Raw genomic sequence first — 18,659 nt, 5'->3', positions numbered from 1 at the left:
GGAGGCATTTTAGCCTCCGCCGATTTATTCAATCATGCGTATGAAATTGCTAACGGTTTCCTGTACCGCCTTACTCGCTCTCAGTATCGGAGCCTGTTCGGGTCAGAAAACGCCGGTCAGTCCGGCTCCACCGGTTACCAGCGGTCCCAAAGACCTGAGCTGGACTTTTGAAAAAACGCCGGTTTGGGCGGATGAATTTGACTACACAGGATTACCCGATGCCAAGAAATGGGGGTACGATCTGGGGGGTAGTGGCTGGGGTAACAACGAGCTACAGTACTACACGGACAGCGAAAACAACGCCCGCGTCGCCAACGGAAAACTGACGATTACAGCCCGCAAGGAAAGTAAGGAAGGGAAAGACTACACCTCGGCTCGACTGGTGAGTAAAGGCAAGGGCGACTTTCTGTACGGACGTTTTGAGATCAACGCCAGGCTTCCGGCGGGGCGAGGTACCTGGCCTGCCATCTGGATGTTGCCCACCGACTGGGCCTACGGCGGCTGGCCGAATTCGGGCGAAATCGACATCATGGAACACGTGGGATACGACCCCAATGTAGTTCACATTACGACGCACACCCTGGCCTACTACTTCAAAATCAATACTCAAAAAACGGCTACCCGTACCATCGACCGGGCTACGGAGGATTTTCACCGATACCGCGTGGACTGGACGCCCTACGCCATCCGCGGGTACATTGACGACGAGTTCATCTTCGAATTTGTCAACGAAGGCAAAGGTTCCGCCGTATGGCCGTTTGACAAGCGTTTTCACCTCCTGCTCAACGTAGCCGTTGGGGGAGACTGGGGCGGGGCCAAGGGCGTTGATCCCACTATTTTTCCGGCGGCGATGGAAGTGGATTACGTCCGCGTCTATAAAATGATCGAAAAATAAAGCGTAGCCTCTACCGCCTGTTTTACCATTGAACCAATGATTTTTAGAAAAAGAATACAGCTGCTCGTCGGAGTGGCACTGGCGACTTTGTGCTCACTAACAGCCAGTGGTCAGGGGTATTTGAAAGCCCAAGGTACTCAACTGGTTGATCGAGCGGGCAAAAAGATCATCCTGCGGGGGATGGGGTTGGGGGGATGGATGCTGCAGGAAGGGTACATGTTCCGGTTGAGTAACCTGGGGCAACAGTACCGTATCAAAGCCGCTATCAGCGAGCTTATCGGACCGGAGAAGACGGAAGCCTTTTACACCCGCTGGCTGAACAACCATACCCGAAAAATTGACATTGATTCCATGGCTGCCTGGGGATTCAATTCCATCCGGCTGCCGATGCACTACAACCTCTATACCTTACCGACGGAGCAGGAGCCGGTGACTGGTCAGCATACCTGGCTGGAAACGGGCTTCGCTCTAACGGACAGCCTGCTGAACTGGTGTGAGGCTAATCAGGTCTACCTGATTCTCGACTTGCACGCTACGCCGGGTGGACAGGGCAATGACCTGGCCATTTCGGACCGCGACCCAAGTAAACCTTCCCTGTGGCAGAGCGAGGCGAATCAGCAAAAAACCATAGCCCTGTGGCGGAAGCTGGCCGAGCGGTACGCAAACCATCCCTGGATTGGCGGGTATGACATCATCAACGAACCCAACTGGGGCTTCGAAGATCCGAAAGACGTCCGGGGTACGGCCGAGAAGAAGAATATTCCGTTACGGAAACTGATGGTCGAGATTACGCAGGCCATTCGTGAAGTGGATAAAAATCACCTGATCATCATCGAAGGCAACGGGTTCGGTAATAATTACGAGGGCATTCTTCCCACCTGGGATTCCAACATGGCCCTGAGTTTTCACAAATACGGAAACTTCAATAATCAGGAAGCCATTCAGAAATTCCTTACGCTGCGGGATACTTATAAAGTGCCCATCTGGCTGGGTGAATCGGGGGAAAATTCGAATACTTGGTTCACGGATGCCATTGGCCTGATGGAACGCCACGACATCGGCTGGTGCTGGTGGCAGGAAAAGAAGATGGGAATCAACAATCCGCTGGAAATCAAAGTTACGCCGGGTTATGAACAACTCCTGGCGTATTGGTCCGGTAAGGGAGCGAAACCTTCCGCTGCGGAAGCCGAACGAATTCTAAATGAATTGCTGGAAAATCTCAAACTGGAGAATAACCGCTTTCATCCAGATGTAGTGGACGCCCTATTTAGACAGGTACAGTCCAGCCAGACGCGACCTTTTGCCACCCATCAACTCAGGGAAAATACGGTGATCAAAGCCGTGGATTTCGATCTGGGTCGTCAGCGGTCCGCGTACTTCGATACGGACTCCGCCAGCTATCATTACACACCCGGCGTCAATACCGTCGGCAACCGAGGTCGCCAGTACCGCAACGACGGTGTGGATATTGAACGGGAAGGAGACCGATACTACATCAGTCATAGCGAAGCGGGCGAATGGTTGCAGTATACGGTTCAGGCCGAAAAAGCGGGTACGTATCAACTGTCTTTTCGGGTGGCTTCACCCGGTGGAACACTTTCAGTAGACGTCAATGGCAAACGCGTCGTAAAAGCAATGCCGCTGGGAAACCAGGGCGAAGCTTGGAGCTTAACACCCGCTCAGTCCATTCGGCTGAATCGGGGTGTAAATACTCTGCGGGTGTACGTAGATAAAGGCGGTTTTAAACTGGAATCACTACATTTTAATAGGTAATGTTCAATAGAATCCGCAACAAACGGCAGGGGTTTCTCTGCCGTTTGTGTTTAATAGGATTAAGCGAGTTTACGCATGTCAGTCGAATACCTTAGTTCAAGCGACTTTCCCCGCATACGGTCCCGCTTTTTTCCCAGAACATACAAACCCAACAGCAAAGCAAGCATCACCAGGGGCATCAGTATAAGCGACATAGCATCACCTACATACGCCCGGGAAGCTGCTGCTCCGATAAAATTGATGGTGAAGCCCGCAAAGGCCCATTCCTTCAGCGTGGGATACCAGGGCTGGATGAGGCCAATCGCTCCGAGTACTTTGGCCATTCCAAAAATACTGAGCACGTACAAGGGGTAGCCCAGATGCCGCATGACTTCCTGACCGGCTTCGGCTCGCATCAGGCCGCCTATGCCATCCATGAACATCAGAAGGGCAAAGGGAACGGTCAGAGTCCAGTACCATAGATTGATCGTTTTCGGTTTCATCGTAATTGAATGAGAGGTGAACGGAAGAGAATAGTACGGGTAAGAATATGCCGTTTAATGCGTAAGATTGCTGGCCTTTTACAGGCCCTGCTGAATTTTTTTTAACAGATACGTATGCCGTTGCGTAGGGACCCGATAAAAAAGGATTAGCTCCCAACGAAATTCTACGTCATTTGCTGCTGGTTCTGAAGAAGTTCCTGGATGTTCATCCTTTAGGTGCGATGATCAATACAAAAGTAATGTAGCCTTGGCTGGAACGAGGTGTGTAAGTCCGGCATTCAGCGGGTGAGATTGCGACATTTAAGAGCTCACCGTTTTTCAATACATTCACAAGAAGTCTAACCATAAACGCTACCATATGAAACGAATGCTTGCCGTACTGATGCTGGCCGGAATTCCGGGGTTTAGTCAAATCAGCCCGCGGGCTGATTCCGTAACGAGTCCGGGTGCCGCCTTGAAACTGGTTGCTAAACAGTTCAGCTTTACGGAAGGCCCCGCCGCCGATAAAAAAGGGAATGTGTATTTCACGGATCAACCCAACGATAAGATATGGAAGGTGGATACGGAAGGTAAACTTTCCTTGTTCATGGATAAAACGGGTCGCTCGAATGGACTGTATTTCGATGCCAGGGGGAATCTGATTTCCTGTGCGGATGAAAATAATGAGATCTGGTCCATTAGTCCGGACAAAAAAGTGACGGTACTACTGACCCGTGAAGCCGGAAACCGATTGAACGGCCCCAACGATTTGTGGATTACCCCCAAAGGGGATCTTTACTTCACCGATCCTTATTACCAACGGGATTACTGGGAGCGAAAAAAGCCTGAACTTCCGGGACAGTACGTCTACTTCCTGCCCAAGGGAAAAAAAGAAGCTCAACTCGTGGATAGTACGGTTGTGAAACCCAACGGAATCATTGGAACGCCCGACGGGAAACGTTTATATGTAGCGGACATTCAGGCCAACAAAACGTACCAGTACGATATTGCTGCCGATGGACGATTGAACAATCGGCGACTGTTTACGGCTCAGGGGTCCGATGGTATGACCATCGACGAACGGGGAAACATCTATCTGACAGGTAAGGGTGTCAGGGTGTATAGTCCCCAGGGAACGCTGATCCAGACCATCCCCGTACCGGCGGGTTGGGTAGGAAATGTATGTTTCGGTGGAAAAGATCGCCGTACCCTGTTCATCACGGCCTCCGAGGCGGTATATACGATGGATATGCAAGTGAAAGGTGCGAAATAATCAGGAGGCATTTAGTGATCCGTTCTGCTTACTCGTACTATTTTCTCTAATCAGTTGATTTCTGATTTTCAGGTAGATGTATCCCTTCGTCTTTACTTGGAATAGAGTATGAGTGGGGTAAAATTCTGACAATCAATTAAAGCATAGTGTTTAACTCTCACATCCTAAAAGTTGCTTCACTTTTAGGATGTTATTTTTTTGTTAATCCGTTGGAAATTAGTTTTTTACGTACAATGGACAAAATGTCCTTTATGATTAAATTACAGAAAACGAGAAGTCTGGCCATTACTGGTGATTGCAAGCGGTATGGTTCGCAATAGCAGCCTTTACTCTTAATGCAGGACTTTGGTTTGTTTCCTATACATGAAGTAGAACGGTACACGCACTTGCTTTTAAATAAAGGTTCTGTTACCAATAACCTACAGAATTTCCCGAACGCGGAAACTTTTCATTTTCCTTTTTCCGTTCAAACCTTTATCAGACGTTTGCTACTGAAGCTATTTCAGCGGCAGGGCTGAAATCCTCCAGAAATCTTCGGATTTTCGAATACCCGTTTTACCTCATCCTGACCTTTTCCCTATCGCCGATGGAACCCAAAACCCTGGATACGCGAACCATTGATACCTTACGGGATGTGCCGGAATTGATCCCCGTGATTCGGGACAACTTTCAGACCTTACCCGTCCGCATTATCAACCGGGCTGAACATCCCTGCCGGAATTACCTGTCTCCCAACCGCCGGGAATTTTATAAAATCCTCTTAGTTACTGAGGGCTCGGGCGTATTGACCATTGGTACGCATACCTATTATTTGGATGACCCCACCATTATTTTTATTCACCCCAGTGATATCATTTCCTGGCAAAAACGCTCGTGTAACGCGGGCGGCTACTCCTGTAACTTTCAAAAGACGCTGCTCGATCATCACCCACTACTGAAAGCTACGCTGGACAAGTACACCCTGTTTCTCGACAAGAAAAAGAGCGTTATCCGACTGAGTCCACAACAGGTGGCCATTCTGAATCCGCTCTTTCAACGCATGCTGGAAGAGGAGCGGTCCGGCCAGAAACTCAACGAAGATGTTATTCAGGCATATTTGCAGCTAGTGATGATTGAATGTGCTCGGATCGCTGATTTTCCAGAACCCAATCACGTTTCGGAAGAGTACAAACATGTGCACGAGTTTTTCCATTTACTAGAGAAGGAAACGGCTCATGTCAACTATACGCAGCCCATTGCCATCAAAACGGCGAAGGAGTTCGCGGCCAATCTTTCGGTGCACCCTAACTACCTGAATGCCTTACTCAAAAAATACACGGGGCAGAACGTAAGTACGCACATTCGAAACCGATTGCTCGAAGAAGCGAAATCGCTTTTACTGCAGACCAACTGGAATCTACAGGATATCGGTTATAGCATCGGGTTTGCCGATCAGCCGAACTTTAGTCTGTTTTTTAAGAAAAATACGGGAATCACACCCGCCGAGTTCCGCCGCAGTTCGCATCAGTTGCAGCGGCAGACGATGGCGTAGTTTACTGTTTTCACGCATTTGTCTTCGTCCCGCACTTAGGCTTCCCGTATTGATATTGAACCGCCTCAGGATTAGCAAGCCCAACCCCGAAGGGGTTCAATATCCATAGCCATGGGTTGTACCCATGGAGGATTTTTGCATTTCTCTTTCATGCCGCATTAGTACCCCGCATTGCACCCATGGATCGAAATTTCCCCCGCATGAGTTTTAATCTCGCATTTGTACCCCGCATTGCATACGGGGCTAATCAAATGGAACCCCTTCGGGGTTAGCATGCCCAACTTTAAGGAGTACCATTCCACCAAACGTTGATGTTTATACAAAGCTCTGTGCTTTAGGTACAACCCAAACGTAGGAAATAGAGAACCCGGAGCTTTGGGATACTTTCGTCACCACGCATGGCATGAGATTCTTAAGAAGATTTTCGTTTGAAACCAATGAATGACCATGTCAACACAAACCAATTCCCTGACTTATGATTTGGGCGGAGATCTGACGATCAACCGTCTGGGATACGGAGCCATGCAACTCACCGGCTTTGGTGTGTTTGGCGAAGTAGCCGACCGCGAAAATGCAAAAAAAGTACTTCAGGCCGCCGTGGCTGGGGGTGTCAACTTCATTGATACGGCCGAAGCCTACGGACCTAAATACAACGAAACTCTGATTGCCGAGGCCCTGCAACCGTATGCCTCGGGTCTGGTGATTGCAACCAAAGGGGGCTTTAACCGCCCGGGACCCAACAAGTGGGTACCCAACGGTGATCCCAAGTACATTCAGGAAAATATCGAAGGAAGTCTGAAACGTCTCAACGTCGATACCATCGATCTCTGGCAGTTGCACCGCTTTGACCCTAAAATTCCCGTCGAAGAAACGCTGGCTCCGGTAGCCGAAGCCGTCAAAGCCGGTAAAATCAAGTACGTAGGCCTGAGTGAAGTAGATGTCAAACAGATTGAACAGGCCGAAAAAGTGGTACCCATCGTGTCCGTGCAGAACCTGTATAACCTTGGTAACCGGCAATGGGAATCCGTACTCGACTATACCGTGGAACGGGGGATGGCCTTCATCCCCTGGTTTCCGCTGGCATCGGGTCCAGACAAACTCAAAGATAAAATTCAGCAGATTGCCGAAGCCCATCAGGCTACTACGGCCCAGATTGCTTTGGCCTGGTTGCTGAAGCGTTCACCCAATATTCTGCTCATCCCCGGTACCAGTTCCATCGAACACTTGCAGGAAAACCTCAAGGCCGCCGATATTGAGCTTTCCGAGGAAGAGTTTGAACAACTTTCGATGTAGCGGACAAAGAATACCTTAGGAACAGCCGAAATCACCTCAAGGTGATTTCGGCTGTTGCGTTTTTCCGAAAAAGTATGACGTATAAACAGAATGGTCTTTAGATCGTTTCCCTGATACAAGCACGTTTCGCACCCATCACGGGACTTTTGAATCAGCTATGGAAAACAGCTCAACTACGCAACGTTGGTGGCAACAGGGAATTATTTATCAGGTATACATCAAATCTTTTCAGGATAGTAACGCCGATGGGGTAGGCGATCTGAGAGGCCTGATCCAGCGACTGGATTATTTCCAATGGCTGGGCATAACGGCCCTTTGGTTATCGCCGTTCTATCCTTCACCCCACTACGATTTTGGCTATGACGTTTCGGACTATACGGCCATCGATCCCGAAGCAGGCACGTTTGCCGATTTCGAGGCACTGGTAGCAGAAGCTCATCGGCGTCAACTGAAAATCATTCTGGATTTAGTACCCAACCATACCTCTGACGAACACCCCTGGTTTAAGGAATCCCGCTCTTCCCGCGAAAATCCGAAACATGATTGGTACCTCTGGAAAGAACCCCGGGCCAATCAATATCCGCCGAACAACTGGCTCAGCGAATTCGGTGGAGCGGCCTGGGAATGGGAGCCTGCCGTTGGAAAATACTACTACCATGCCTTCGGGAAACATCAGCCGGATTTGAATTGGCGGAATCCGGAAGTACAGCAGGAAATGCTCCGGATCATGCGGTTCTGGCTGGATCGCGGAGCGGATGGTTTTCGCATCGATGCCTTCTGGCACCTCATCAAAGACGAACACTGGCGGGATAATCCGCATAATTCCGCCTTTACACCCGATATGCCGGAAGATGAACAGTTGCTAACAACGTATTCGGCCCATCAGCCGGAAATCTATGACATTGTTCGCAAAATGCGGGGTTTAATCGATGAATACGAGGAACGGTTAATGCTCGTGGAAGTGAATCTGCCTACGCCTGAAACCATATTTTATCACGGCATCAAAGGCGAAGGGGCTCACCTGTCCATGAATAGCCGATTGCTGGTGTTACCCTGGAAGAGTAGTGAAATCGCCCGAGCCATTGATGAATACGAAGGGCTGCTACCTCCGCAGGCCTGGCCCAACTGGGTCATGGCCAACCACGATCAGCGACGCATCGCCAGTCGGGTAGGAGCCCCTCAGGCCCGCGTGGCAGCAATGCTACTGTTGACGCTTCGGGGAACGCCCACGCTGTACTATGGCGACGAAATCGGGATGACGCAGACCGAAATTCCGGTAGCCGAACGAAAAGACCCGCAGCCGCTGGTGAAAGAACGTCAGTACTTCATGCGTGATTCCGTTCGAACGAATATGCGTTGGAACCCCAGCGTGTACGGTGGTTTCAGTGAGGTCAGCCCCTGGATCAGGGCCAGTACGTTCGAAAGTGACGTAGAAACGCAGCAACAGGACCCGGATTCGATCCTTTGGCTGTACAAACGACTGATGGCCCTGCGGCAACGCGAACCCGCCCTGCACAGCGGCGTATACATTCCGGTATTTTCCAATGAACAGGCCTTGCTCTACGCTCGTCGCTGGGAAGGGCGGGACCGCTTCCTGATTGCCCTGAATCTGAGTGATGAACCCGTTTACGTTCACACGGGAGCGTATGCGTTCAAAGGGCACGTGGAGCTGGCTACTTCTACCAGTCTGGAAGGACAGTGGAAAGATAATTCCCTAACGCTGGATAAACAGGCGGGTGTGATCATCCGGTTGGAATGAACCGCTGGCACTGTTTTCTAGCAATTTATTTTTTTACCTTCAACCGTATTGTCCGATGCAAGCACTTGTAAAGCCCACCCGCTTTCTGATTTTTCTATTTCTCCTGTTTGGAGCCTTATTCCTGGCTAAACCCGTACTGGTACCACTGGTCATTGCAGGCTTACTGGCCATGTTATTTCTGCCGCTCAGTACCCGTTTCGAACGAAAAGGGATCAGTCGCGGACCCGCCGCCCTGCTGTGCATTTTCCTTTTTCTGCTGGTTATTGCCGGACTGGCCTTTCTGATTCAGTGGCAACTGTCCGATCTGATCGAAGACATGAGCGGCATCGATCAGAAAATCACTGATATGGTCAGCAAAGCCAAACAGTACATCAGTCAGACGCTGGGTATTGATGCCAAAAAGCAGCAGGAGATGGTAAAAGAACAGCAGTCCTCCAGTTCCGGACAGCTTTCTTCCGTGGTGACGGGCGTGCTAAACGGAGTTATGGGAATGGCCGTGGATACCATACTGATGCTGGTGTACCTGTTTTTGCTGATGCTCTTTCGGAGTCATATCAAAACATTCATCCTCAAACTAACACCCGCCGACGACCAGTTCGAAGCCCGTACCATCATCTCCAAAACCAGCGAAGTTGGTCAGAAGTACCTCATGGGACTGGCCAGTATGATCGTCATGCTGTGGGTGCTGTACGGAATCGGCTTTAGCATTGTGGGCGTTAAACACGCGATCTTTCTGGCGATTCTATGCGGTTTGCTCGAAATCATTCCTTTTATCGGAAATCTGATGGGAACGGGTTTAACCATTCTTATTACGTTAGCCCAGAGCGGGGATAGCAACGCGATTATTGGGATTGTCATCGTTTACGCCCTGGTACAGTTTATCCAAACCTATTTACTCGAACCGCTCATTGTGGGCAGTGGGGTAAACATCAATCCGCTGTTTACGATCTTCATTATCGTCGTGGGCGAAACCGTCTGGGGAATACCGGGCATGATTCTGGCCCTGCCGCTACTGGGTATCGTCAAGATTATCTGCGATCATATTGAGCCGTTGAAACCGTACGGATTCCTGATTGGCGAGGAACCCAAGAAAAAGGAGTCCAACTTCATGGATAAAGTCAAAGGCTGGTTCGGGAAAAAGTAAGGCACTAGTAGATTGAAAAGCCCAAAACGATACGTGGCAAAAGAATACTACTTTTGCCACGTATCGTTTTGGGCTTTTCTTATTCAAGATTATGGGCAAATTCTATTCCGTGATTCCTGATGCACAGCAGGCATTTATCAAAAAACAACATATTTTCTTCGTCGCCACCGCACCTTTGAGCGGTGATGGCCGGGTTAATCTTTCACCGAAAGGACTGGATTGTTTTCGCGTACTATCCGAAAACCAGGTGGCCTACATGGATTTGATCAGTAGCGGCAACGAAACCTCCGCCCATACCCTGGAAAACGGACGCATTACCTTCATGTTCTGCTCGTTTGAAGGCTCCCCGCTGATCCTCAAACTGTACGGTAAAGGTCACGCCGTATTGCCCGGCTCCGAGGAGTGGGAAAGCCTTGCTCCGCAGTTTACGATTTATCCCAGTACGCGTCAGCTGATTGTCGCCGACATCGATTTGGTACAGACTTCCTGCGGTTTTGGCGTACCCCTGTACGATTACGTCGGCGAACGCGACATTCATTTTCAATGGGCTGAGAAAAAAGGAGAAGACGGACTAGCGGAGTATGTACAGAAAAACAACCTCAAAAGTCTGGATGGGTTGGTGACGGATCTGGGATTGCTGTAGGAAGATTTTAAGGGGTTTGTGAATGGGTTTGAAATAAGTGCGTTATACACCTAGACGTAGTGCGGTCCTCCTCACTGGCTGGCTAGTAGCCGATGAGCCTTTCCACGACTAACGATAGCCTACGCTAGGCCACCGCGTTGCGGCTATCGTAGGTCGTTCCGTTGCTCACCGGCGGGAGAGGTTTTCATTTTCCAGCAATAGTTTATAGTTCACAGTTGTTAACTACAGTTGAATACCTTCATGGACGACATAAACCCGATCCCGGTCCTATCGCATTCCATGCTGGGCTCAAGCCGTCTACCATTCCATGGGGGCCATTCCATGGTGGCTCCCTCGGCAATGCGGTGGCCTGAGCAAGAGGAAGTCAGCGGTGGGCGTGCCGGCATGGGATGCCCGGCATGGAATGCATACGGACTAAAAAACCAGCCATGGTTGCGGGACGAAATACTGATTGTATGAACCAAATCAAGCCCCCAAGAGAAGCCTAGTTTTTGACTCTATAAAATAAACATTATAGAAAAACACCTACTACTCCTCACATCCACTCAAAATCCCTAAAAACAAACGAAGAAAACCCTTATCTTGCCTGTTTGTCTCAAACTAACATTCTCCCGTGAAAAAGATTATTACCGCCTTACTGCTGGCAAGTTGGGCACTGGTTTCGCAGGCTCAGCAAACGCCTTCCTGGCTGCGATATCCGGCCCTTTCGCCCGATGGAAAAACAATAGTATTCACCTACAAGGGTGATCTCTGGAAAGTGGCCGCTACGGGTGGTGTCGCCACACCGCTGACATTCCACGAAGCCCATGACTTCATGCCCGTATGGTCCCGCGATAGCAAAACCATCGCCTTTGCGTCGGATCGTTACGGAAACTTCGATGTCTTTACCATTGCCGTCGACGGCGGGGAGGCCAAACGCCTGACGTATCACTCGGCGGCCGAGTACCCCTACGAGTTTACGCCCGATGGGAAGCAGGTCGTGTTTGGTTCTGCCCGCATGGACGTGGCCAGCAACCGGCAGTTTCCAACCGGATCACAACCGGAATTGTACAAAGTCTCCCTACAGGGGGGCCGCGTCGAGCAGCTCTTCACGACGCCCGCTGAGGACGTGAAATTCAGTAAAGACGGCAACAAGCTGGTATACCACGATAAAAAAGGCGGCGAAAACGCCTGGCGGAAGCACCACGTTTCCTCCATTACGCGGGACATTTGGGTGTACGATGCCAAAGCTAAGAAGCATACCAAACTCACCACCTTTGCTGGGGAGGATCGGAATCCGATTTTCGCCGATAACGATAAAAGTCTGGTATACCTGAGCGAAGGTAACGGCTCCTTCAACGTCTACAAACTTTCGCTGGATAATCCGACGCAGCCGCAGGCCCTGACGTCCTTCAAAAAACACCCCGTGCGGTTTTTGAGTCAGGCTCAGAACGGTACGCTCTGTTTTAGTTACGACGGTGATCTGTACACGATGCAGCCCAGCGGCAAACCGCAAAAGCTGAGTATTAGTATCGCCGCCGATGCCCGTAGCAACAATGAAAAAGTACTGCCCGTCAGCGGTGGTGTTCGCGGTATGGCCGTATCTCCCAATGGCAAAGAAGTGGCCTTTTTATTCCGGGGCGAAGTATTCGTCAGCTCCCTTGAAGGTGGTATTACCAAACGCATTACCAATACCCCCGAGCAGGAAACCGACGTTAGCTTCTCGCCCGATGGCAAAGCCCTGCTGTACGCGTCCGAACGTGGTAATACCTGGAAGATCTACGAAACCCGGATTACCCGCAAGGAAGAACCCTATTTCTATGCTTCCACGCTGATCAAGGAAACACCGATCATTGACAACAGCAAGGAAAACTACGAGCCGGAGTATTCGCCCGACGGCAAGGAAATCGCCTTTATCGAAAACCGGATGACGCTGAAGGTATACAACATCGCCTCCAAGCAGACCCGTAGTATTCTGACCGATAAGGAATTATTCTCGATGCGGGATAATGACCAGTACTTCCAGTGGAGTCCCGACAGTAAATGGTTCTTGTTTGATTACAGCATGCCGGGCATCGCCGCCGGAGAAATTGGTATCGTAGAAGCCAGCGGTAAGGGCAAGGTACGCAACCTGACCGAAAGCGGTTTCCAGGATTTCCGGGCCAAGTGGGTCATGGGGGGTAAAGCCATGCTCTGGTTCAGTAACCGCGACGGTTTGCGGGCGGCGGCCATGAGCGGCGGCGGTACCTCAGACGTATACGCGATGTTCTTTACGCAGGAAGCCTTTGACAAGTTTAAACTGAGTAAGGAAGAGGCGGCTCTGGCGAAGGACATCGACGAAAAAAACGCGAAAGCCGATACTACCAAGAAGAAAGACGCCAAAGTTGCCAAGAAAGACAGCGTCAAAAATATCCTGATCGAGTGGGAAGGACTGGCGGATCGTAAGGCGAAACTGACCATCCACTCGGCTTCGCTGGCCGATGCACTGATCAGTAAAGACGGTGAAACGCTGTATTACCTCGCCCGTTTTGAGAAAGGCTATAACCTGTGGTCGACGAACCTGCGTACCAAAGAAACCAAAATGCTGATTCCGCTGAACTCCGGCGGGGGCTCAATGGTGTGGGACAAAGACCAGAAGAACATTTTCCTGAATACGGACGGTCGCATCGTGAAAATTGATCCGGCTACCTCGAAACAGGAAGGCATTAACGTCAGCGGTGAAATGATGTTGAATACGCTGGCCGAGCGGCAGTTTATGTTCGAGCACGTATGGCGTCGCACCAAGGAGACCTTCTACACGGGCGGTTACCACGGCATCAACTGGGACAGCTACAAACCCGATTACGAAAAGTATCTGCCGCACATCAGCAACAACTACGAATTTTCGGAAATGCTGAGCGAATTGCTGGGTGAGCTGAACGTGTCGCATAGTGGTTCTTCCTACGGAAGCTTTAACGCCAATGCCGATCAGACGGCGTCGCTGGGTATTTTCTACGATCCGAACTTTAGCGGAAACGGCATCAAGGTGGAAGAAGTGCTGGCCAATGGTCCCCTATCGAAGGCGAATCTGAACGTAAAGCCTGGCATGATCATCGAGGCTATCGACGGCGAAACGATTACGCCCGCCCGCGATCTGGCCCAGTACCTGAACCGCAAGGCGGGTAAGAATACCTTGCTGACGGTGGTAGACGGCAAAGAACGTCGCGAAATCATTGTGAAGCCCGTATCGCTGGGTGAGGAGAGTACGCTGCTGTACCGTCGCTGGGTGAAACGTAATCAGGATGAAGTCGAACGCCTGAGCAAGGGTCAACTGGGTTACGTACACATTCCGGGCATGAACGACGGAGCGTACCGTATGACTTACGAGGAGGTAATGGGCAAGTATGCCGATAAGAAAGGGATTGTCATTGATACCCGCTTCAACGGCGGAGGCGATCTCGTGGCCGATCTGGCGATGTTCCTCTCGGGCAAGAAGTTCCTGGATTACACCACGGATACCCGCAGTAACGGCTACGAACCCAACTTCCGCTGGACGAAGCCGAGCATTTCGCTGGCCAACGAGGCGAATTATTCCGACGGTCACTGCTACGCCTTTACCGTACAGGAAATGAAGCTGGGCAAACTGGTAGGTCAGCCCGTACCGGGCACCTGTACCTTCGCTGGTTGGGAATCCCTGCAGGACAACAGCGTTCGCTGGGGCGTACCGCCGCTGGGCGTAAAAGCCATGAACGGCAAATACCTCGAAAACTGGCAAACCGAACCCGACATCAAAGTCTGGAACGACTACGAGCAGGTAAGCACCGGCAAAGATCAGCAGCTGGAAAAGGCGGTTGAGGTGTTGTTGGGTGAGGTGAAGTAAGAAGTTTATTTTGATTTTTTATGGTCCTAGCTATTTTTGGAGCTAGGACCATAAAAAATCAAATAATTAGAGCACATTTAACAATCTCACGGTTAGTAAATATAAATTATTATCTAAAAGTCTGATTATTTTTATTAGATCTAATTAAATTTGAAGTATAATGTATTAAGTCTTTTTTATACCCATTTAACTTGTTTAGAATTTATAAATTTATGATCGAGTACGAAGATATTCAAACAGGAGCACTTAGGCTGCTTTATGACACTTGTAGCTTACTAAATGAGCTTAATGTGAAGTATATAATTGTTGGTGGTTGGGCTCCTTTTCTTCTTAATTCAAAGCCTATCGAACACCCGGGTACAAAAGATGTAGATGTTTTGTTTGATGGTGCCTATGAGAAAGGAAAGTTAAAAGAAGTAATTGATGCATTTTTAGAAAATGAATTTATTTTATCTGCAAAACACGATTTTCAATTATTTAAATTAATAAATGTATTAGGTCGAGAATTTATATATAATATTGATTTGCTTCATCCATTAGAAACTACAAATCCACAAAATCTATATGTAGAACATATAGATTTAAAGATTCCAGCTAATAAGTATAGACGACGTAATTTTATGATGAAGTCAATTGCATTGCCAAGTTCTCAGATTCTATTTGATAATGATATTTTTTTTAACTATAATTTGAAAATTACGGCTCAGGATGGGATAGAGTTGAATCAAAATGTTCCATTAATGGGAGAACTCGGAACTTTAATAACTAAGTCAAGTAGTGTTTCTGTAAAAAAAAGATATAGAGATTCATTAGATATTTTTTTAACAATTAGCCAAAGTACTGATTTGACAGCTTTGATCAATTCAACTAATAGATTAAGAAAATCAAGTATTATGGATTACAATACTTTATATAATATAAAACAGGCTTTTGATGATGATTTATTATGGAATAATACATTGAAATTTATTCCTGAACTAAACAAAAGTGAGTTTATTTGCGTATTTGAAAGTTTTTTTAAAAATACGGGATTAGATAAAAAGGCTACTAGTTAAGCTAATTAGTTTAATAAATGCAATTCTATAAAAATTACTTCATGTAATATAAAATTAATGACTTATGGAACAAAGTAAAGAGTACGTAAAATCCTTAGATGATGAGATTGATTGGAAAATAATAGATCAATTACATAGTGCAACTTTAAATTTTTCAACTACAAGTTTAGAATTAAAAAAGTTGTTAATTATACTAGTCGGTATATGCGTTCCTTCATTGATTAAGTTGGCAGGTGATAAGTTAGATACGTCTCTATTTATTACAATATATTTGCTATCTTTTACCTTTTGGTTTCTAGATAGCTTTACATATTTCTTTCAAGAAAAGCTACGAGAAAAAATGGATAAACATTTCGGAATTATTAAAGCAAGAAATGCTGATAAACTTTCATCTGTAGAGAATGAAAATATAGATTTTACTTTAGACAACGATAGAACAAGTAAAAATAGATTTATAAGATCTATTTTTAATGTTTCAATATCTCTTTACATTGTTATATTAATACTTAATACATTTGCTTTTGTATTATATGCAACAGATATAATAAAATGAATATATTTTTAAGCTATACAACGCATGAAAATGAAGTTACTATTGAATTACTTCAAGACTTGAAGGAGCAAATAAGTTTCTTTGGTAAAGTATTTATTGATTTGATAGATAATGATTCTTTTGATAAACAGGAGAGAGTTGTAAAAGAGCTCCACCAAGCAGATTTAGTAGTCTTGATTAATACTCCAAACGCATTAAAATCTAATTGGGTAAAGTTTGAATTACAAACTGCTACTATTTTAGAGATACCAGTTTTATATTTAAATATTTTTGAAATTTATCCAACTATTGCAGATATTAGAATAGAAAATGATGTTTAGATGAGTTGAGTAAATTTATTTTTTCTTTATAAAATAGTCTCAAGATACTCGCCGTTGTTGGTGTTTAGCAAAGCGTCACCAACAATTTCTCCGAAGTGGGTCTAATATACACTTAAACCTTTTAATTTTAAACTTTACACAAGTAAAAATTATTCATTTATTAACAAAAATAAACCCTTTGTCGTAGAAGTATTGCTGTGATCAGCGTTTCGATATAATATACTGGAATGATTATAACCCTAAGAGGATCTAATCACTGCATGTGTAGACAATTCCTATTATTCTTAATAAACTAAATTAGTTTGCATGATCTTGGATCATTGTTATATGGATAATTCTTAAGCGGAATTTGTTGGTGACGCTTCACTAAATACCAACAACGGCGGGCAAACCAAGAAGATAACAGCCTAACTGATCTCATCGATAAAGGCTTAATAATTCATAAACTAGATATGAAAAGAACGATTTACAACCCTGCACTGAAGGAAACCATTATATTCGTGACGACCTCTGAAGAAACTTCCGGTGCATACTCTGAACTTGAAATTTCTCTGGAACCGGGTGGCGGCAATCCCATGCATTATCACAAAGCGTATACGGAACTATTTACCGCACAGGAAGGCGTATTGGGCATGGAATTGAAGCATGGGAAGAAGATATTTTTGAAACCGGGAGAATCGTATTTAGTAAAAAAAGGAGAAAATCACCGGTTCTTTAATCAGAACGACCATCCCATTACCTTTACCAATAAAGTAGTCCCCGGTTCTACGGGCTTGGAGAATACGCTAAGAATTCTGTGTGGCTTAGCTCAGGATGGACAGTATTCAAAAGCGAATATTCCCAGTAATCTCTATCATATGGGAATAGGTGCGGTGATGAGCGATATGCGGTTGACGGGTCTGGCAGGACTCATCACTACGCCCCTGGTTAGCGTGCTGGCTTATCTGGGACGTAAGAAGGGGATTGAAGAAGCCTTGATTCAAAAGTATTGCGTCTAGCTATCGATACGGCTAACCGCCGTTTTTGGTGTTTAGTGAAGCATCACCAGCAACTTTTCCAGGTGAATCCTCTATTACTGCGTTTGTTGGTACTTTAGGTTTACATCCGCTCTTTCTTTCCTTTCACGATTCCTTTTAAGTTCTATAGAAGTAACCTGCTGAGTTAGGCTTATATCCATCGGGTGAGCAGCAGACAACAAAACCCCAGGGTTAGCGGTTTTATTGGCATGAAAGCCCATACCTTGAAACAAAACTCTGTGCGAACGATCGAAATTGTCAAAGTGACGGAGAACGAGCGTTTTCCTTATACCGATGCGGTTTCCGTGGAAGAGCCGCTGGAAATCAGAATTTCGTATGAGGATCAGGCCACGACGATCACCAAAAATATATCCGTAACCATGCGGACGCCGGGCGATGATGCCGAGCTGGCCCTTGGGTTTTTATTCACGGAAGGCATTCTTTCGGATCCGCAGCAGATCCGGAGCGTTGGTCATGCTCGGGCGGTATGTTCCCGTAATGCTGAGAATGTGATCATCGTTGAACTTGCCGCGGGTTTCGTGCCCCAACTGATGCATGCCGATCGGAATTTTTATACTACTTCCAGCTGTGGCGTTTGCGGCAAAGGCTCCATCGCCTCGATCCGAACGGTCAGTGCCTTTCAAAAACTGGACCAAAAGCCGCAGGTCGTTCGCCTCGAAACGATTTATCAGCTCGCTGAAAAATTACAACCCTTTCAGAGCAATTTCAGTGCTACTGGCGGCATCCACGCGTCGGGACTTTTTGATTTTGAGGGAAATCTGCTGGCCCTGCGGGAAGATGTAGGAAGGCATAATGCCCTGGATAAACTCATCGGAAATGCTTTCCTTACCGGGCAATTACCGCTCAGGGATCGGATTTTGGTACTAAGCGGCCGAGCCAGCTTCGAGCTGATTCAGAAAGCAGCCATGGCTGGTATTTCGGTAGTAGCAGCGATCGGGGCTCCTTCCAGTTTAGCCGTGGATCTGGCCAAGGAATTTGATATTACTTTACTGGGATTTATGCGTCATAATCGATTCAATATGTACCATTCCGGAAGCCATTTTAACATTGAGGGATACTGAAAGTGCTTGCTTTCGTATAGCCG

Annotated in this window: 15 protein-coding genes; 14 read left to right on the top strand and 1 reads right to left on the bottom strand. The window is 47.3% G+C overall.

The genetic code is table 11. The annotated features are described in order from the left end of the window. Positions 1 to 40 precede the first annotated feature (40 nt). Positions 41 to 895: a family 16 glycosylhydrolase gene (locus tag BWI97_RS21305; protein ID WP_094814465.1), complete on the top strand. Its 855-nt coding sequence runs from the start codon at positions 41 to 43 to the stop codon at positions 893 to 895. 36 nt (positions 896 to 931) lie between these two features. Beyond that, the gene (locus tag BWI97_RS21300; RefSeq protein WP_102202717.1) at positions 932 to 2,668 is read left to right on the top strand and encodes a cellulase family glycosylhydrolase; all 1,737 of its coding nucleotides are present in this window, start codon (positions 932 to 934) and stop codon (positions 2,666 to 2,668) included. A 59-nt stretch (positions 2,669 to 2,727) separates the two neighbouring features. Here the strand turns inward: BWI97_RS21300 and BWI97_RS21295 are convergent, their stop codons facing one another. After that, positions 2,728 to 3,150: a DoxX family protein gene (locus BWI97_RS21295; protein WP_094814418.1), complete on the bottom strand. Its 423-nt coding sequence runs from the start codon at positions 3,148 to 3,150 to the stop codon at positions 2,728 to 2,730. Positions 3,151 to 3,517: 367 nt separating this feature from the next. Between BWI97_RS21295 and BWI97_RS21290 the strand changes: the two genes are divergently transcribed. The 12 genes from BWI97_RS21290 to fdhD all read left to right on the top strand — a co-directional run bounded on the left by BWI97_RS21290 (position 3,518) and on the right by fdhD (position 18,636). Continuing rightward, positions 3,518 to 4,402, top strand: coding sequence for an SMP-30/gluconolactonase/LRE family protein (locus BWI97_RS21290; protein WP_369826630.1), 885 nt, complete (start codon positions 3,518 to 3,520; stop codon positions 4,400 to 4,402). Positions 4,403 to 4,988: 586 nt separating this feature from the next. Continuing rightward, positions 4,989 to 5,933, top strand: a complete 945-nt coding sequence (locus tag BWI97_RS21280) for an AraC family transcriptional regulator (protein WP_102202714.1) — start codon at positions 4,989 to 4,991, stop codon at positions 5,931 to 5,933. 447 nt (positions 5,934 to 6,380) lie between these two features. Beyond that, positions 6,381 to 7,226 carry an aldo/keto reductase gene (locus tag BWI97_RS21275; RefSeq protein WP_094814412.1) on the top strand — a complete coding sequence of 282 codons (846 nt, stop codon included), beginning with the start codon at positions 6,381 to 6,383 and terminating at the stop codon, positions 7,224 to 7,226. 157 nt (positions 7,227 to 7,383) lie between these two features. Continuing rightward, positions 7,384 to 8,985, top strand: coding sequence for an alpha-amylase family glycosyl hydrolase (locus tag BWI97_RS21270; protein WP_102202713.1), 1,602 nt, complete (start codon positions 7,384 to 7,386; stop codon positions 8,983 to 8,985). A 55-nt stretch (positions 8,986 to 9,040) separates the two neighbouring features. Further along, positions 9,041 to 10,129 (top strand): AI-2E family transporter, encoded by a 1,089-nt coding sequence (locus BWI97_RS21265; protein WP_102202712.1) that lies wholly within the window; start codon positions 9,041 to 9,043, stop codon positions 10,127 to 10,129. Positions 10,130 to 10,220: 91 nt separating this feature from the next. Further along, entirely contained in the window at positions 10,221 to 10,772 is a 552-nt protein-coding gene (locus BWI97_RS21260; protein WP_102202711.1) for a pyridoxamine 5'-phosphate oxidase family protein, read from the top strand. 613 nt (positions 10,773 to 11,385) lie between these two features. Then, entirely contained in the window at positions 11,386 to 14,610 is a 3,225-nt protein-coding gene (locus tag BWI97_RS21255) for a S41 family peptidase (protein ID WP_102202710.1), read from the top strand. Between the two features lie 212 nt (positions 14,611 to 14,822). Further along, positions 14,823 to 15,665 carry a hypothetical protein gene (locus BWI97_RS21250; RefSeq protein ID WP_102202709.1) on the top strand — a complete coding sequence of 281 codons (843 nt, stop codon included), beginning with the start codon at positions 14,823 to 14,825 and terminating at the stop codon, positions 15,663 to 15,665. A 64-nt stretch (positions 15,666 to 15,729) separates the two neighbouring features. Continuing rightward, positions 15,730 to 16,218 (top strand): hypothetical protein, encoded by a 489-nt coding sequence (locus BWI97_RS21245; RefSeq protein WP_102202708.1) that lies wholly within the window; start codon positions 15,730 to 15,732, stop codon positions 16,216 to 16,218. Continuing rightward, positions 16,215 to 16,538 (top strand): toll/interleukin-1 receptor domain-containing protein, encoded by a 324-nt coding sequence (locus BWI97_RS21240; RefSeq protein ID WP_102202707.1) that lies wholly within the window; start codon positions 16,215 to 16,217, stop codon positions 16,536 to 16,538. Before BWI97_RS21245 ends, BWI97_RS21240 begins: the two co-directional genes overlap by 4 nt. Positions 16,539 to 16,990: 452 nt before the next feature. Beyond that, the gene (locus tag BWI97_RS21235; RefSeq protein WP_102202706.1) at positions 16,991 to 17,536 is read left to right on the top strand and encodes a cupin domain-containing protein; all 546 of its coding nucleotides are present in this window, start codon (positions 16,991 to 16,993) and stop codon (positions 17,534 to 17,536) included. A gap of 257 nt (positions 17,537 to 17,793) precedes the next feature. Next, positions 17,794 to 18,636: a formate dehydrogenase accessory sulfurtransferase FdhD gene (fdhD, locus tag BWI97_RS21230; protein WP_199182056.1), complete on the top strand. Its 843-nt coding sequence runs from the start codon at positions 17,794 to 17,796 to the stop codon at positions 18,634 to 18,636. The last annotated feature ends 23 nt before the right edge of the window (positions 18,637 to 18,659 follow it).

This window comes from Siphonobacter sp. BAB-5405 (assembly GCF_002872335.1).
In the GTDB taxonomy this organism is placed as follows: Bacteria; Bacteroidota; Bacteroidia; order Cytophagales; family Spirosomataceae; genus Siphonobacter.
Note: the sequence above shows the minus strand (reverse complement) of the source record. Positions and strands in the feature narration are given on the sequence as shown.

Coding starts and splice junctions, on each gene's coding strand:
- BWI97_RS21305 (WP_094814465.1), top strand. CDS start 41: ATGAAATTGCTAACGGTTTCCTGTACCGCCTTACTCGCTCTCAGTATC.
- BWI97_RS21300 (WP_102202717.1), top strand. CDS start 932: ATGATTTTTAGAAAAAGAATACAGCTGCTCGTCGGAGTGGCACTGGCG.
- BWI97_RS21295 (WP_094814418.1), bottom strand. CDS start 3,150: ATGAAACCGAAAACGATCAATCTATGGTACTGGACTCTGACCGTTCCC.
- BWI97_RS21290 (WP_369826630.1), top strand. CDS start 3,518: ATGCTTGCCGTACTGATGCTGGCCGGAATTCCGGGGTTTAGTCAAATC.
- BWI97_RS21280 (WP_102202714.1), top strand. CDS start 4,989: ATGGAACCCAAAACCCTGGATACGCGAACCATTGATACCTTACGGGAT.
- BWI97_RS21275 (WP_094814412.1), top strand. CDS start 6,381: ATGTCAACACAAACCAATTCCCTGACTTATGATTTGGGCGGAGATCTG.
- BWI97_RS21270 (WP_102202713.1), top strand. CDS start 7,384: ATGGAAAACAGCTCAACTACGCAACGTTGGTGGCAACAGGGAATTATT.
- BWI97_RS21265 (WP_102202712.1), top strand. CDS start 9,041: ATGCAAGCACTTGTAAAGCCCACCCGCTTTCTGATTTTTCTATTTCTC.
- BWI97_RS21260 (WP_102202711.1), top strand. CDS start 10,221: ATGGGCAAATTCTATTCCGTGATTCCTGATGCACAGCAGGCATTTATC.
- BWI97_RS21250 (WP_102202709.1), top strand. CDS start 14,823: ATGATCGAGTACGAAGATATTCAAACAGGAGCACTTAGGCTGCTTTAT.
- BWI97_RS21245 (WP_102202708.1), top strand. CDS start 15,730: ATGGAACAAAGTAAAGAGTACGTAAAATCCTTAGATGATGAGATTGAT.
- BWI97_RS21240 (WP_102202707.1), top strand. CDS start 16,215: ATGAATATATTTTTAAGCTATACAACGCATGAAAATGAAGTTACTATT.
- BWI97_RS21235 (WP_102202706.1), top strand. CDS start 16,991: ATGAAAAGAACGATTTACAACCCTGCACTGAAGGAAACCATTATATTC.